The sequence below is a fragment of the Pseudomonas paraversuta genome (assembly GCF_904063065.1).
GTDB classification, from domain to species: Bacteria; Pseudomonadota; Gammaproteobacteria; order Pseudomonadales; family Pseudomonadaceae; genus Aquipseudomonas; species Aquipseudomonas paraversuta.
On sequence record NZ_CAJFCL010000006.1, the window covers coordinates 120,469 to 134,652 of the forward strand.

General features: G+C 57.8%; 14 protein-coding genes and 1 riboswitch. Of the genes, 5 read left to right on the forward strand and 9 right to left on the reverse strand.

Going from position 1 to position 14,184, the window contains the following annotated elements:
* Positions 1–9: 9 nt before the first annotated feature.
* Entirely contained in the window at positions 10–621 is a 612-nt protein-coding gene (cobO, locus tag JQ845_RS13820; protein WP_003442773.1) for a cob(I)yrinic acid a,c-diamide adenosyltransferase, read from the reverse strand.
* 80 nt (positions 622–701) lie between these two features.
* A riboswitch (cobalamin riboswitch) is annotated at positions 702–944 on the reverse strand.
* 109 nt (positions 945–1,053) lie between these two features.
* Between cobO and JQ845_RS13825 the strand changes: the two genes are divergently transcribed.
* A complete protein-coding gene (locus JQ845_RS13825) occupies positions 1,054–2,361 on the forward strand; it encodes a PQQ-dependent sugar dehydrogenase (RefSeq protein WP_203009149.1) in 1,308 nt (435 codons plus the stop codon).
* Between the two features lie 51 nt (positions 2,362–2,412).
* Here JQ845_RS13825 and JQ845_RS13830 read toward each other — a convergent pair whose 3' ends face one another.
* From JQ845_RS13830 to JQ845_RS13850, 5 genes are all read right to left on the reverse strand, one after another.
* Complete coding sequence (locus JQ845_RS13830; protein ID WP_203009150.1) at positions 2,413–2,952, reverse strand: C40 family peptidase; 540 nt, start codon at positions 2,950–2,952, stop codon at positions 2,413–2,415.
* A gap of 144 nt (positions 2,953–3,096) precedes the next feature.
* Entirely contained in the window at positions 3,097–3,720 is a 624-nt protein-coding gene (locus JQ845_RS13835) for a C40 family peptidase (RefSeq protein WP_010655754.1), read from the reverse strand.
* A gap of 235 nt (positions 3,721–3,955) precedes the next feature.
* On the reverse strand, positions 3,956–4,660 hold the full coding sequence (hda, locus tag JQ845_RS13840) for a DnaA regulatory inactivator Hda (protein WP_003442781.1): 705 nt from the start codon (positions 4,658–4,660) through the stop codon (positions 3,956–3,958).
* A gap of 227 nt (positions 4,661–4,887) precedes the next feature.
* Complete coding sequence (locus JQ845_RS13845) at positions 4,888–5,961, reverse strand: AI-2E family transporter (protein ID WP_003442784.1); 1,074 nt, start codon at positions 5,959–5,961, stop codon at positions 4,888–4,890.
* Positions 5,962–5,994: 33 nt separating this feature from the next.
* Positions 5,995–7,002: a DUF2066 domain-containing protein gene (locus JQ845_RS13850; RefSeq protein ID WP_160626915.1), complete on the reverse strand. Its 1,008-nt coding sequence runs from the start codon at positions 7,000–7,002 to the stop codon at positions 5,995–5,997.
* A gap of 378 nt (positions 7,003–7,380) precedes the next feature.
* Between JQ845_RS13850 and purM the strand changes: the two genes are divergently transcribed.
* The 4 genes from purM to JQ845_RS13870 all read left to right on the forward strand — a co-directional run bounded on the left by purM (position 7,381) and on the right by JQ845_RS13870 (position 10,317).
* Positions 7,381–8,439: a phosphoribosylformylglycinamidine cyclo-ligase gene (gene purM / locus JQ845_RS13855; protein ID WP_003442788.1), complete on the forward strand. Its 1,059-nt coding sequence runs from the start codon at positions 7,381–7,383 to the stop codon at positions 8,437–8,439.
* Positions 8,439–9,089, forward strand: a complete 651-nt coding sequence (gene purN / locus JQ845_RS13860) for a phosphoribosylglycinamide formyltransferase (protein WP_003442790.1) — start codon at positions 8,439–8,441, stop codon at positions 9,087–9,089. Before purM ends, purN begins: the two co-directional genes overlap by 1 nt.
* A gap of 8 nt (positions 9,090–9,097) precedes the next feature.
* Positions 9,098–9,811, forward strand: coding sequence for a DUF3108 domain-containing protein (locus tag JQ845_RS13865; RefSeq protein WP_003442792.1), 714 nt, complete (start codon positions 9,098–9,100; stop codon positions 9,809–9,811).
* 323 nt (positions 9,812–10,134) lie between these two features.
* Positions 10,135–10,317 (forward strand): hypothetical protein, encoded by a 183-nt coding sequence (locus tag JQ845_RS13870; protein WP_003442797.1) that lies wholly within the window; start codon positions 10,135–10,137, stop codon positions 10,315–10,317.
* A gap of 102 nt (positions 10,318–10,419) precedes the next feature.
* Here the strand turns inward: JQ845_RS13870 and JQ845_RS13875 are convergent, their stop codons facing one another.
* From JQ845_RS13875 to relA, 3 genes are all read right to left on the reverse strand, one after another.
* Complete coding sequence (locus tag JQ845_RS13875) at positions 10,420–10,965, reverse strand: DUF2058 domain-containing protein (RefSeq protein WP_003442800.1); 546 nt, start codon at positions 10,963–10,965, stop codon at positions 10,420–10,422.
* Between the two features lie 22 nt (positions 10,966–10,987).
* Positions 10,988–11,821 carry a nucleoside triphosphate pyrophosphohydrolase gene (gene mazG, locus JQ845_RS13880; RefSeq protein WP_003442803.1) on the reverse strand — a complete coding sequence of 278 codons (834 nt, stop codon included), beginning with the start codon at positions 11,819–11,821 and terminating at the stop codon, positions 10,988–10,990.
* A 95-nt stretch (positions 11,822–11,916) separates the two neighbouring features.
* Positions 11,917–14,169: a GTP diphosphokinase gene (gene relA, locus JQ845_RS13885; RefSeq protein ID WP_003442805.1), complete on the reverse strand. Its 2,253-nt coding sequence runs from the start codon at positions 14,167–14,169 to the stop codon at positions 11,917–11,919.
* Between the last annotated feature and the right edge of the window lie 15 nt (positions 14,170–14,184).

Here is a 14,184-nt window from a genome sequence, read left to right on the forward strand (position 1 = left end):
CTTGAACACTCACAATTCGATGCCTTTCTGGGCTTTGATCCCGGACTGGAAGGCATGTTTGATCACACCCATTTCGGTCACGGTATCGGCCAGGTCTATCAGTTCAGGTTTAGCGCCGCGTCCGGTGACCAATACATGCTGCATCGGCGGACGGGCTTGCAGGTCGCTCAACACTTGCTCGAGGTCGAGATAGCCGTGCTTGAGCGCAATATTCAGTTCATCCAGCACCACCAGACCGATGGAGGGGTCGCGCAGCATCTCGCGGGATACTTCCCACGCAGCCTCGGCCGCGGCGATATCACGCTGGCGATCCTGGGTTTCCCAGGTAAAGCCTTCACCCATCACGTGGTAACGCACCTGTTCCGGGAAACGGCGGAAGAAAATCTCTTCGCCGGTGCTGTTGCGACCCTTGATGAATTGCACCACACCGCACTGCATGCCGTGGCCCATGGCCCGTGCCAGCATGCCAAAGGCCGAACTGCTTTTGCCTTTACCGTTGCCGGTCAGTACCAGCAGCAGCCCGCACTCGTTAGGGGCGCTGGCAATGCGCTCATCCATTACGGCTTTTTTGCGCAGCATGCGCGCCTGGTGACGTTCGTCGCGTTCGGGGGATTCGTTCATGGCAGCTCTCCGTTGGGGCTCAATCATGCAAACGGGAGGCGGGGGACATTGCAACAAAAAGCACACCATCGCCCGCCGCGAGGTGTTGGATGGATCAGGCCGGTCTCCGGGCTCACAAGCGGGATACTCCAGACGGAGCAACCCTGACCACGCGTCTTCCCGTGCAAAAACACAGTGACATCGAGCGCAGCCTTTACTCATTTACCGTTGCGGGGGCAGCGCCGGGATCAAAGCGGTTGTGTGGATCAAACACGCCCTCACCGGCTTCCCTGTTTCACCCTGTCGACCTTTGGCCACAGAGCACCTGAAACAAGCCGCGAAGGTTAGAGGGTTGGGGGTGGAGCGTCAATTAAAGCCGGCAGCAACGACTTGAACCTTTGAGCAGCTACGCTCCTCTATGACTGACAAGCCCAAGAACTGATGGAGATCTTCATGCTCAAGCGCCAGCACGCCATTGTCATCGTACTTGCAGCAGGGTTGGCCGCCTGTGGCGAGAGTTCGACCCTGCAAGTGGTGGATGGCACCGGCCCTTCACCCAAGCTGCCGGAACCGAACAAGACGCTGATTCCGACAGTCAACATCGCACCGGCCATAGGCTGGCCCGAGGGCACTACGCCGACTGCCGCCCAGGGACTGAAAGTGGCAGCCTTCGCCGAAGGTCTTGACCACCCCCGCTGGCTCTACGTGCTACCCAATGGTGATGTGCTGGTGGCAGAAACCAATGCACCGCCCAAGCCGGATGACAGCAAGGGTATCCGCGGCTGGGTGATGGAGAAAGTCATGGGCCGGGCCGGGGCCGCAGTCCCCAGCGCCAACAGGATCACGCTGCTGCGCGACAGCAACCATGACGGCGTGGCAGAAACCCGCACGGTTTTTATCGACAAGCTCAACTCCCCGTTCGGCATGACCCTGGTGGGCAATGATCTGTATGTCGCAGACGCCGACAAACTGCTGCGCTTCCCCTATCAGGCCGGCGAGCAATCCATCAGCGCCCCGCCGACCAAGGTCGTCGACCTGCCCGGCGGCCCGCTGAACCACCACTGGACCAAAAACGTCATCGCCAGCCCGGATGGTAAAAAACTCTATGTCAGCGTGGGTTCCAACAGCAACGTGGGCGAAAACGGCCTGGACAAAGAGCAAGGCCGCGCCGCGATCTGGGAAGTGGACCCGGCTACCGGCAGCCACCGTATTTTCGCTTCGGGCCTGCGCAACCCCAACGGCATGGACTGGGAGCCAAAATCAGGAAAACTCTGGACTGCGGTTAACGAACGCGACGAAATCGGCAGCGATCTGGTGCCTGACTACATCACCTCGGTACAGGATGGCGGCTTCTATGGCTGGCCTTTCAGCTACTACGGGCAACACGTGGATACACGGGTTAATCCACAAAACCCGGATCTGGTGGCCAAAGCCATCGCGCCGGACTATGCCGTGGGCCCGCATACGGCATCCCTGGGGCTCAGTTTTGCGACAAACAGCAAGCTGCCCAACTTTACCGAGGGCGCATTTATTGGCCAGCACGGCTCCTGGAACCGCAAACCCCACAGTGGCTATAAAGTGATTTTCGTGCCGTTCACTGAAGGCAAACCTGCCGGCATGCCGGTGGACGTACTGACCGGTTTTCTCAATGCCGATGAGAAAGCCATGGGCCGCCCGGTAGGGGTAGTGATTGATAAACAGGGGGATCTGCTGGTTGCCGATGATGTTGGCAACAAGATCTGGCGGGTGTCCGGGAAATAAACTGCAGGAGCGAGCCGCTCAAGGGCTCGCTCCTACTGGTTCGGCTTTGGCTTACGGGTTGTGGGCCAGATGCTGCTCGGTCGGCAGTACACGCTTGGCCTCCAGATAGGCTTTCTGCCAGTAGGCCTTGTTCAGGCTGTCCAGCTTGACCGTGCCGCCTGTTGCAGGCGCATGCACGAAGCGGCCCTCGCCAACATAAATCCCGGCATGACTGACCCGGGAACCACCACTGGTAGCGAAAAACAGCAAGTCACCGGTTTGCAGCTTGTCTTTGCCAACACTCTGCACCCGCATCACGATCATCTCGCGAGTGGTACGGGGCAAGGAAATACCTGCGGCATCGTTGTAGACGTACTTGATCAAACCACTGCAATCAAAACCGGAATCCGGGGTATTACCGCCCCAGCGATAAGGCGTACCGACCAGCCCCAGGGCACGGAACAGCACATCCGCAGCAATCGGCGAAGCGTCTTCAGGGGAGTTGGAAAACACCACCTGCTTTTGCACCACGGAGGCTGGCGGGGGGTGGCTGGCGCAGGCACTGAGCAGTGCTGCTAGAGTCAGAAGGGCAACGCGGGCCATGGTCGACATAAACAGAATGTTCCTGATTCTGGATACGGCTACTGGGGCCGCGAAACCCGAAACCGCGACAGGGGGCACCTTCGCGGCTTCAGGAATTAACTATGCGACTGAATTCTAGACCTTAGAGGCCAAACTTCAAGTAAGACTTTAACTTTACTTGCGCGCTACAACGTTTGTAGGCGCCATCGCCAATGCACGCTTGGCTTCCATAAAGGTCTTGTTCCAGTAGGTATCGCCCAGGCTGTCGATCCGCACACCACCGCTACGGCGGCTGCTGGAGTGAATAAACTGGTCATCGCCCAGGTAAATCCCGGCATGGCTGACACGGCCGCGACCATTGGTGCTGAAGAACAGCAAGTCACCCGGTTTGAGGTTGTTTCGCGCGACCAACGGTGCTTTTACGTTGATCATTTCCCGCGTTGAACGGGGCAGTTGCATGCCCGCTTCTTCTTTGAACAGGTAGCCGATGAACCCGCTGCAATCAAAGCCTGCCTCAGAGGTGCCGCCAAAACGGTAACGGGTACCGATCAAGGACATGCCACGCTCAAGAATGCTGTCAGCCAGGGCTGGCAGTTCATAAGGCTTGCTGTTGGCGGAAAATTGGGCCAGTTCTTTTTCAGTCGCCAGTTCTTCCTGATAAACAGCGGAAGCCTGGGACGCTGATGGCTTTTGAACCTGTTGTTGCACAACTTGCTGTGACACTGGTGTGTGTGCAGCGCAGCCGAACAACAGGGTAACGAGTGCGAGGGGCACGAGGGGTGCGAAGCGCTTTAGCATGGGCACGACCGTGGCTTGAAAGAAAAGTAGCCGCGACTATGCCTTCTATGATCCTCATTTGCAAATTCAATCGATCTAAATGTGACCTGAGCGTTTTGTCATGACATCTAAGGCTTTACACCCCTAACAATCGATTTTGTGCGCGCAGCCCTCTGCCACGCAGGTTTTCTGACGCCTGAATATTGTCAGCAGCCCCGCAGGCACACATGACAAGGCGTGGACGAACGAGGGCGAGTTACCAGCCGAGGGTTTCTTTCAGGAAGGGGATGGTCAGCTTGCGCTGCGCTTGCAGGGACGCCTGATCAAGCCGCTCCAGCAGATCAAACAGCGCGCTCATGCTGCGGGTACCGCGGGTGAGGATAAAATGCCCCACCTCGTCGGTCAGGTGCAGGCCGCGACGGGATGCACGCAATTGCAAGGCGCGCAATTTGTCTTCATCGGACAGGGGGCGCATCTGGAAAACCAGAGCCATGGTCAGGCGTGACTTGAGGTCGGCCAGCTTGATCGGCAACTCACGGGGCGATGCCGAAGCTGCAATCAACAGGCGGCGCCCGCTGTCGCGCAGACGATTGAACAGGTGAAACAGCGCTTCTTCCCAATCAGCACGCCCGGCCACCGCCTGCAGGTCGTCCAGGCAGACCAGCTCGTACTGTTCAAGGTTATCGAGGATTTCAATCCCGCGATCCTGCAACTCGGCCAGCGGCAGATAGACTGCCGGCTCCCCCATCTGTTCAAAGCGCAGGCATGCAGCCTGTAGCAAGTGCGTACGGCCTACGCCCTGCTTGCCCCAAAGATAGATCAGGCTTTCTGTCCAGCCGGCGTCGGCTTCGCACAGACGCTCGACATAGCCTAGTGCAGCGGCATTGGCGCCTGGATAGTAGTTTATGAAGGTAGCGTCATCACGCAGACGCACACCTAGGGGCAGCTGAATCGGTTTCATGCTGACTGAACAGTTCAAACGAACCGTTAGTGGCCTCTGTGTAAAGTTTGCAAAGTTTATACCCGTGTAGCCGGGCGCACAATGTAACAGACCACGAACAAAATCAAAGGTTTGCGTTAAGGTCTTGGATTGAATGAGCTTTATCTCATGGATCGGCAAAATTACGGGGCAAGAAAAAAGGCCGGTTCATTGCAGAATGAACCGGCCTTCGTCAAACCCTCACACCGTTACAGCTGAGGGTCCTCATCGCCTTTGTATACCTGGGAGTCCTTGTACGCATCCTGCACATGGCGCACCAGCACCATGATCACGGCCGCCACCGGCAGCGCCAGCAACACCCCGGTAAAACCGAACAGCTCGCCACCGGCCAGAATGGCAAAGATCACCGCTACCGGGTGCAGGCCGATCCGGTCTCCCACCAGCAATGGCGTGAGCACCATGCCTTCCAGCGCCTGCCCGACCATGAACACCGCAACGATGCCGAGCATCGGGTAAAGGTCACCGCCGAACTGGAACAGGCCTGCGGTCAACGCCGCGCCGATCCCGATGATAAAGCCCATGTAGGGCACGATGGCCGCCAGACCTGCCATCAGTCCAATCAACAGCCCCAGCTCAAGCCCGACCAGCATCAGCCCGGCCGAGTAGATAACCCCCAGGGCCAGCATCACCAGCAACTGACCGCGAACAAACGCACCGAGTACGTCGTGACATTCTTTGGCCAGGGACACAATCCGCTCTTCACTGTCACGCGGCAGCAAATTGCGGATTTTTTCCAGCAAGATGTTCCAGTCCCGCAACAGGTAAAACGCCACCACCGGAATCAGCACCAGATTCGCCAGAAAGCCTACCAGCGCCAGACTTGAAGCGGTCGCCTTGGACAACACCACCCCGACGATGTCGCCGGCCTGCCCCACGTGCTCGGTGATCGCCGCCTTGATCTTGTCAAACTGCCAGAAACCGTCACTCAACCCGAACTTGGCCTGTACCCAGGGCATGGCCGTGTGCTGCAGCCAATCCAGCACCAGAGGTGCCAGTTGATAGAGTTTCAGCAACTGCTTGGCCAGCAACGGAACCAACACCAGGAGCAGAGTCATGAAAATGACGGTGAACAGCGCGAAAACCGTGACGACGCCCCAGGTTCTTGAAAAACCGTACTTTTCAAGACGATCAACCACAGGGTCGAACATGTAGGCCAGAACGATCGCGACCAGAAACGGCGTGAGTATTGGATGCAAAAAATACACGAACAAGGCCGCTGCAAACGCTACGCCCCACCATACCCAACGCCGCGAATCTGCCATGAACTACCCATCCTTTATATAGAAGAAAAAAACCTACCAGCGAAACCGTAACTGCACGCCCGGCGCATCAGTTGCGCCCTGCGCCTGATCAGCAGTCACTTCATGCAACTGGGCCAGGCCCAGCTGTGAGCGCAACTGTTCGGCACTACCGTTGACCTGATAAACAATGCGGTCACCCTCGACGCTTTTGAGCTGACCACCAAACGGCTCGAGCAAACGCCCCAACTGCGCGTAACGCTCCAGCGTCATGCCCTGCACCTGCAGCAACTGCTCAGTGGAAATACCGGGCTTGACTGCATAGCGCGGGGCCAGCCGCTGACTCACGGCCAGCATCACCGCATCAGCCAGAGCGGCCTGATCGGACGCTTCAGCAGTGCCTTGTTCTTGCTGATCGCCAACCCATAGACGCCACTTGGCGCTCCACTTGCCATCATCCTCACGGGCATGCACGGCCAGCAATGCATCTGCGCCGTAACGCTCGGAAGCATCCTTCAAGGGGGCCGGGTTACTGCCCTCGAGATTTTCCGCAGTTCCGACCAGTTGCTCACTCAAGTCCGCCAACGGCAGGCGCAGCGGCAAGCCGCGGTGTTGCGCCGCGAGCCGCAAAGGTCCGGCAGCCGACTGGCCATCACCGACCAGGCTCGATCCGTCAACCGAATCATTCAACCACCAGCCGAGCAGCGCCGGACGGTTGGTGCCCCACAGCGACAATCCGGCCTGGCGCAGAGCCCGGTCAGTGCTCACAGGATCGAAGTCAACTTGCAGGCTTTCGGGCGGGCCCGCGTCATAACCGTATTGGCTGATGATTTGCTGCGGGTCTTTGCGAATCGCTTCCAGTGCCGGGTTCTGTACAGCCTTGGCATCGCCCGTGAGGCGCAAAACCAGGGTTTCCAGGGCTTTTTGCGTGGCTTGGGTACGTTCTTCTGGAGTTTGACTGGAGACCGGTTCCCGAACTTGATACAGACCGGTCAGAATTTCGGCGTGACTGGCCAGGCTAAAAAATGACAAACAGCCCACAGCTAAAAATTGATGAAAGCGCATGAAAAATTCCCGACGGCAAAAGACACTATAAAAGCCGTATAAAAACACTCGACAAGGCTTCAGACAGGGCCGCAGCCGAATCATTCACCCCAACCCAGCAGTTTTCATTCGGTATAACAAATAGAAACCAGACATCTATACCTTATACAGGCCCGGGCACAGACCCTAATACGACTAAAAAAGGTTTTTTTCGACAGATATAACCCTGCCTGTCGGCCCGAGGATGGCCGCTGCCCTTCAAGCCTGATAAAATCGCGCGCCTTCGCAGACCGGCAACAGCCGGGCGCCATGTAAATGCTCCGTTCAATACCTGAGCACGTGCAAGCCAGCCCTCTGAACTCGGTCGATACCCCCGAATCCCCCCTAAAGGCCTGGATTATGAGCAAGCAACCATCCCTGAGCTACAAAGACGCCGGTGTAGACATCGACGCCGGTGAAGCATTGGTCGAACGCATCAAGAGCGTGGCCAAGCGCACTGCACGCCCGGAAGTGATGGGCGGCCTCGGCGGTTTTGGCGCCCTCTGCGAAATTCCGGCTGGCTACAAGCAGCCTGTTCTGGTTTCCGGCACCGACGGTGTAGGTACCAAGCTGCGCCTGGCACTGAACCTGAACAAACACGACAGCATCGGCATCGACCTGGTTGCAATGTGCGTTAACGACCTGATCGTGTGCGGCGCAGAGCCACTGTTCTTCCTCGATTACTACGCCACCGGCAAGCTCAACGTAGAAACCGCGACCCAGGTGGTTACCGGTATCGGCGCTGGCTGTGAACTGTCCGGCTGCTCGCTGGTAGGCGGCGAAACCGCTGAAATGCCGGGCATGTACGAAGGCGAAGACTACGACCTGGCCGGTTTCTGCGTTGGCGTTGTAGAGAAGTCCGAAATCATCGACGGCTCCCGGGTTGCTGCCGGTGATGCCCTGCTCGCCCTGCCATCTTCGGGCCCGCACTCCAACGGTTACTCGCTGATCCGCAAGATCATCGAAGTGTCCGGTGCCGACATCGAAAACATCCAGCTCGACGGCAAGCCGCTGACCGATCTGCTGATGGCTCCGACCCGCATCTACGTCAAGCCGCTGCTCAAGCTGATCAAAGACACCGGCGTTGTCAAAGCCATGGCCCACATCACCGGTGGCGGCCTGCTCGACAACATCCCGCGCGTTCTGCCAAAAGGCGCTCAGGCGGTAGTTGATGTTGCCAGCTGGCAGCGCCCGGCGGTATTCGACTGGTTGCAGGAAAAAGGCAACGTGGCCGAAACCGAAATGCATCGCGTGCTGAACTGCGGCGTAGGCATGGTGATCTGCGTAGCCCAGGCCGACGTAGAGACCGCCCTGAACGTACTGCGTGAAGCTGGCGAGCAGCCATGGGTGATCGGCCATATCGAAACGGCCGCCGAAGGCGCGCCACAAGTTGAGCTGCAAAACCTCAAGGCGCACTAATGCCTGACACCTGTGATGTAGTGGTGCTGCTTTCCGGCACCGGCAGCAACTTGCAGGCCTTGATCGACAGCAATGACATCAAGGACAGCCCGGCTAAAATTCGCGCGGTGATTTCCAACCGCGCTGATGCCTACGGCCTGCAACGCGCCAAAGACGCAGGTATCGATACCTGCGTACTGGATCACAAAGCATTCGAGGGCCGCGAGGCCTTCGATGCTGCACTGATCGAAGTCATTGACACTTTCAAACCGCAACTGGTGGTTCTGGCCGGATTCATGCGCATTCTCAGCGCAGACTTCGTACGCCACTATCAGGGTCGCCTGCTCAATATCCACCCCTCGTTGCTGCCCAAATACAAAGGCTTGCATACCCATCAGCGCGCGCTGGAGGCGGGTGATCGCGAGCACGGCTGCAGCGTGCACTTTGTAACCGAGGAACTCGATGGCGGGCCTCTGGTCGTACAGGCAGTAGTGCCGGTAAAGTCCGACGACTCGCCACACAGTCTGGCGCAACGGGTTCATACCCAGGAACACCGGATTTATCCGCTTGCAGTGCGCTGGTTTGCCGAAGGTCGTTTGGCACTTGACGAGCAAGGCGCATTATTAGACGGTCAATTACTTGCGGCCAGCGGCCACTTGATACGAACCTAGGAGACATTATGCGTCGTGCCCTGCTCCTCGCCCTCAGCCTGCTGACTATTCCAGCAGTGCAGGCGGCCGATCTTCAGCCTTTCAACGCCAGCTACACCGCAGACTGGAAACAGTTGCCGATGAGCGGTTCTGCCGAGCGTAGCCTGACTAAAAACAGCGACGGCAACTGGACCTTGAACTTCAAGGCCTCGATGCTGGTGGCCAGCCTGAACGAAGAAAGCACCCTCAAGCTGGAAAAAGACAAGCCGGTTCCGCTGACCTACCACTTCGAACGTGGCGGTCTGGGCAAGGCCAAGAACATCGATCTCAATTTCGACTGGTCCGACATGACCGTCACCGGCACCGACAATAAAGAGCCGGTAAACGTGAAGTTGCTGACCGGCATGCTCGACAAGTCCACCTACCAACTGGCCCTGCAGCGCGATGTGGCTGCGGGCAAAAAGTCGATGAGCTATCAGGTGGTCGATGGCAACGATGTTGATACCTATGACTTCCGCGTCATCGGCCCGGAAGTGGTCGAGACCAAAGCCGGCAAGGTAGACGCGATCAAGGTCGAACGTGTTCGCGACCCGTCCCAGAACAAGCGCATCACTGAAATGTGGTTCGCCAAGAACTGGGATGGTCTGCTGGTAAAACTGCGTCAGGTCGAAAAAGACGGCAAGGAATACAACATCATGCTGCTGGACGGCACGGTGAATGGCAAAACAGTCAAGGGCAACTAAGCGGCAAGCCCTGAGCTGCAAGCTATAAGACAAAACCTCGCTTCGGCGAGGTTTTTTCGTTTCTGAACCTTATCTGAGTGCAAAGCGCTATCCCCGCAGGAGCCGCCTCTCCTGCCATCAGAAAGCCTTCCAACATGAAACATTTGTCATAAAACTATTGGATCATTTCGTAAACACCCCGTAGTTAAAGGGCTGCAGCGATATGACGTTTTTAACAACATGACAGCATGACAATTGGCTATTTACTTAGGAAGCTAACAAATTCTATAAAGAAGACCTGCGACGCCTTGCCGCAGATCCCCATCAGAATTTGGAGCAAGCAGATGACTATCAAAGTAACTGAACGCGACGATTCACGTATGTTCCACCAGCTTGTGGCCCACGGTATTCACCTGTGGGACGTGCATCAGGAAGACGTACTGGTTGGTATGTTCCACCGCGAAAGCGACGCTCAAAGCTACAAGGCTGAGCTGGAAAAGCTGGAAGCGCAGAAACATCAGGCATGAGTCACTAAAACCACAGACTTGAAAAACACAAACCCCGCCGAAGCGGGGTTTGTCGTATCCGGGGCAATCAACACCTGCAGGAGCGAGCTCGCTCCTGCAGGGTTACCACATCAGGTCGTCCGGAATCTGATAAGCCGCGTACGGATCGTCTTCTTCCGGCGTCTTCGACTCCACCAGGATGTTGAGCTGGACAATACGGCGCGGGTCGCGCTCCTGGATCTTCAGTGCGGCCTCACGGGGAATCACTTCGTAACCACCCTGGTGCTGCACAATTGCCAGCGAACCATTGGCCAGCTTGTTGCGCATCAAGGTGTTGACCGACAGGCGCTTGACCTTCTTGTCGTCAACGAAGTTGTAATAGTCCTCGGTGGTCAGCTTGGGCAGACGCGATACTTCGATCAGTTGCTTGATCTGCGCCGCGCGGGCCTTTTGCTCGACCTTTTCCTGTTGCTGACGATTGAGCTCCTGGTCGCGCTTGACCTTTTCGGCCTTGGCTTCGGCAGCCAGACGCTGCTGAGTATCGTCCTGCTCAATCTGGCCTTTGTGTACCAGGCGTTGCTGCTTTTGCTTTTCTTTGCCGGCCTGTTTGGCCTGCTTCTCGTTGACCAGTCCGGCTTTGAGCAACTGGTCGCGTAGGGAAATGCTCATCTACTTACTCACTTAGGCAAACTCAGCCGCAGCTGGGTAAATTCTTTTCCTGACGCTTGGCTTCGCCCCACAGGGCGTCCAGGTCTTCAAGGGTGCAATCTTCAATGGGACGCAGGGTATCGCGCAATGCCTGCTCAATAAACCGGAAACGTCGGTCAAATTTAGCATTGGCACCGCGCAAGGCTGTTTCGGGATCAACTTTAAGGTGCCGGGCGAGGTTTACCACTGAAAACAGCAGGTCTCCAATCTCATCATGGATCGCCACCGAATCGTTATCCGCCATGGCCTCCAGCACTTCGTCCAGCTCTTCACGAACCTTGTCCAGTACCGGCAAAGCAGCAGGCCAGTCAAACCCGACCTGAGCCGCGCGCTTTTGTAACTTGGCGGCCCGGGACAAGGCCGGCAAGGCCACAGGCACGTCATCGAGCAACGACAACTGCTCGGGTGCCGCAGACTTTTCTGCACGCTCCTGGGCCTTGATCTCATCCCAGCGCACCTTGACCTGCTCTTCGCTCAGGCGCGGCACATCCAGCGGCGCATACAGATCGCCAGTCGGGAATACATGGGGATGACGACGAATCAGCTTGCGGGTAATGCTGTCGATCACCCCGGCGAATTCAAACCGCCCTTCTTCGCGGGCCAGCTGGCTGTAATACACCACCTGAAACAGCAGATCGCCCAGTTCGCCCTGTAAATGCTCGAAGTCGCTGCGCTCAATGGCATCAGCCACTTCGTAGGCTTCTTCGAGGGTATAGGGCACGATCGTGGCGTAGGTTTGCTTGATATCCCACGGGCAGCCGTACTGCGGATCCCGCAGCCGGGTCATCAAAAACAGCAAATCGTCCAAGGTATGCATCAGGATCCTTCAGTTTTTTAGCGGCAAGCTGCAAGAGAAAACAAAGACAGGCCGCGCCCGGCTTTAACTTGCTGCTTGCTGCTCAAAGCTCGCCGCTAGCGTGGCTCGCTGCGCCCTATGCGGCGGGTTTCGATGATGTTCGGCAGCTGCGAAATCCGCCCCAGCAAACGCCCCAATGCATCCAGCCCCGGGATCTCGATGGTCAAGGACATCAACGCCGTGTTGTTTTCCTTGTTCGAGCGGGTATTGACCGCCAGCACGTTGATCCGCTCATTGAGCAGCACCTGGGACACGTCACGCAACAATCCCGAACGGTCGTAGGCACGGATCTCGATATCGACCGGATAGGTCGAGACCGGGATCGGCCCCCAATTGACCTGAATGATCCGCTCTGGCTCACGACTGCCCAGTTGCAGCACCGAGGCGCAGTCCTGACGGTGAATGCTCACACCACGACCCTGGGTGATGTAGCCGACAATCGCATCGCCCGGCAGTGGCTGGCAGCATCCGGCCATTTGTGTCAGCAGGTTGCCCACGCCCTCGATCTGGATATCTCCACGCTTGCCCGGCTTGTAGCCGGTGGCCTTGCGGGGAATGAGCTCCATCTGCTCGTTGCCGCGCTCCGGCTCCACCAGCTGTTGCGCCAGGTTGATCAGTTGCGCCAACCGCAGATCGCCGGCACCGAGGGCCGCGTACATGTCCTCGGCGGTTCGCATGTTGGCTTTGTCAGCGAGCTTCTCGTAGTCCACACCCGGCAAGCCCAAACGGCTCAGCTCGCGCTCGAGCAAGGTTTTACCGGCGGCAACGTTCTGGTCGCGGGCCTGCAACTTGTACCAGTGAACGATCTTGGCCCGCGCCCGGGACGTGGTGATGTAGCCCAGGTTCGGGTTCAGCCAGTCGCGGCTCGGCGTGCCGTGCTTGCTGGTGATGATCTCGACTTGCTCACCCGTTTGCAGGGTGTAGTTGAGCGGCACGATGCGCCCGTTGATCTTGGCGCCACGGCAGTTGTGGCCGATCTCGGTATGCACCCGATAAGCGAAGTCCAGCGGTGTGGAGCCTTTGGGCAAGTCGATCGCATGACCGTCAGGGGTGAAGATATAAACCCGGTCCGGCTCGATATCGACCCGCAGCTGCTCGGCAAGGCCGCCAATGTCTCCCAGCTCTTCGTGCCATTCCAGCACCTGGCGCAACCACGAGATTTTCTCTTCGTACTGGTTGGACCCGGCTTTTACGTCGGTGCCCTTGTAACGCCAGTGTGCGCAAACCCCCAGCTCCGCTTCTTCGTGCATGGCGTGGGTGCGGATCTGCACTTCCAGCACCTTGCCTTCAGGCCCGATCACCGCAGTGTGCAGCGAGCGGTAGCCGTTTTCCTTGGGGTTGGCGATGTAATCGTCGAACTCTTTGGGAATGTGTCGCCACAACGTGTGGACGATACCCAGCGCGGTATAGCAGTCGCGCATCTCCGGGACCAGAACCCGGACCGCACGCACGTCATAGATCTGGCTGAAGGCCAGGCCCTTGCGCTGCATTTTGCGCCAGATGGAATAGATATGTTTGGCCCGGCCGCTGATATCGGCGTCAACCCCGGTGGCCACCAGTTCAGTGCGCAACTGGTTCATCACGTCACTGATAAAGCGCTCGCGATCAAGCCGGCGCTCATGCAGCAAAGTGGCAATCTGTTTGTACTGTTCAGGCTCGAGGTAGCGGAAGGACAAGTCCTCCAGTTCCCACTTGATATGGCCGATACCCAGACGGTGTGCCAGCGGCGCGTAAATATCGAACACTTCGCGGGCAACCCGATTACGCTTTTCATCCGGCGCATTCTTGACCGCACGAATGGCGCAGGTGCGCTCGGCCAGCTTGATCAGTGCCACACGCACGTCATCGACCATGGCGACCAGCATCTTGCGCAGGTTTTCGACCTGGCCCTGGGTGCCCAGCACCATGGACTGACGGGGACTGAGACTGGCGCTGATGGCCGCCATGCGCAGCACGCCATCAATCAGTTTGGCCACCACCGGACCAAAGCGCTGACTGACGGCAGGCAACTGCACCTGCCCTTCGCGAACACAGCGGTAAAGAATCGCTGCCACCAGAGAGTCTTGATCCAGCTTGAGATCAGCGAGAATCTCGGCGATTTCCAAACCGGTGCGAAAGCTCGACATGCCTTCGGCCCACAGGTTTTTAGCCGCATTGGCCTGCTGTTCCGCCTCACGCGCAAACTCGCACGCTTCCTTCAAGGCTTCACGGTCCAGCGCCGCATCGACACTCACCGCGTGATCAAGCCATGCCTCGAGGTTGAGACTGCCGTCGGTGTTGATCGGCTGGTGTGCTCTGACCTGTACCATCTTGCTTACCTTCCC

What these genes read in the sequence shown, in the direction of transcription:
- cobO (WP_003442773.1), bottom strand. Translation starts at nt 621, where the DNA reads ATGAACGAATCCCCCGAACGCGACGAACGTCACCAGGCGCGCATGCTG.
- JQ845_RS13825 (WP_203009149.1), top strand. Translation starts at nt 1,054, where the DNA reads ATGCTCAAGCGCCAGCACGCCATTGTCATCGTACTTGCAGCAGGGTTG.
- JQ845_RS13830 (WP_203009150.1), bottom strand. Translation starts at nt 2,952, where the DNA reads ATGTCGACCATGGCCCGCGTTGCCCTTCTGACTCTAGCAGCACTGCTC.
- JQ845_RS13835 (WP_010655754.1), bottom strand. Translation starts at nt 3,720, where the DNA reads ATGCTAAAGCGCTTCGCACCCCTCGTGCCCCTCGCACTCGTTACCCTG.
- hda (WP_003442781.1), bottom strand. Translation starts at nt 4,660, where the DNA reads ATGAAACCGATTCAGCTGCCCCTAGGTGTGCGTCTGCGTGATGACGCT.
- JQ845_RS13845 (WP_003442784.1), bottom strand. Translation starts at nt 5,961, where the DNA reads ATGGCAGATTCGCGGCGTTGGGTATGGTGGGGCGTAGCGTTTGCAGCG.
- JQ845_RS13850 (WP_160626915.1), bottom strand. Translation starts at nt 7,002, where the DNA reads ATGCGCTTTCATCAATTTTTAGCTGTGGGCTGTTTGTCATTTTTTAGC.
- purM (WP_003442788.1), top strand. Translation starts at nt 7,381, where the DNA reads ATGAGCAAGCAACCATCCCTGAGCTACAAAGACGCCGGTGTAGACATC.
- purN (WP_003442790.1), top strand. Translation starts at nt 8,439, where the DNA reads ATGCCTGACACCTGTGATGTAGTGGTGCTGCTTTCCGGCACCGGCAGC.
- JQ845_RS13865 (WP_003442792.1), top strand. Translation starts at nt 9,098, where the DNA reads ATGCGTCGTGCCCTGCTCCTCGCCCTCAGCCTGCTGACTATTCCAGCA.
- JQ845_RS13870 (WP_003442797.1), top strand. Translation starts at nt 10,135, where the DNA reads ATGACTATCAAAGTAACTGAACGCGACGATTCACGTATGTTCCACCAG.
- JQ845_RS13875 (WP_003442800.1), bottom strand. Translation starts at nt 10,965, where the DNA reads ATGAGCATTTCCCTACGCGACCAGTTGCTCAAAGCCGGACTGGTCAAC.
- mazG (WP_003442803.1), bottom strand. Translation starts at nt 11,821, where the DNA reads ATGCATACCTTGGACGATTTGCTGTTTTTGATGACCCGGCTGCGGGAT.
- relA (WP_003442805.1), bottom strand. Translation starts at nt 14,169, where the DNA reads ATGGTACAGGTCAGAGCACACCAGCCGATCAACACCGACGGCAGTCTC.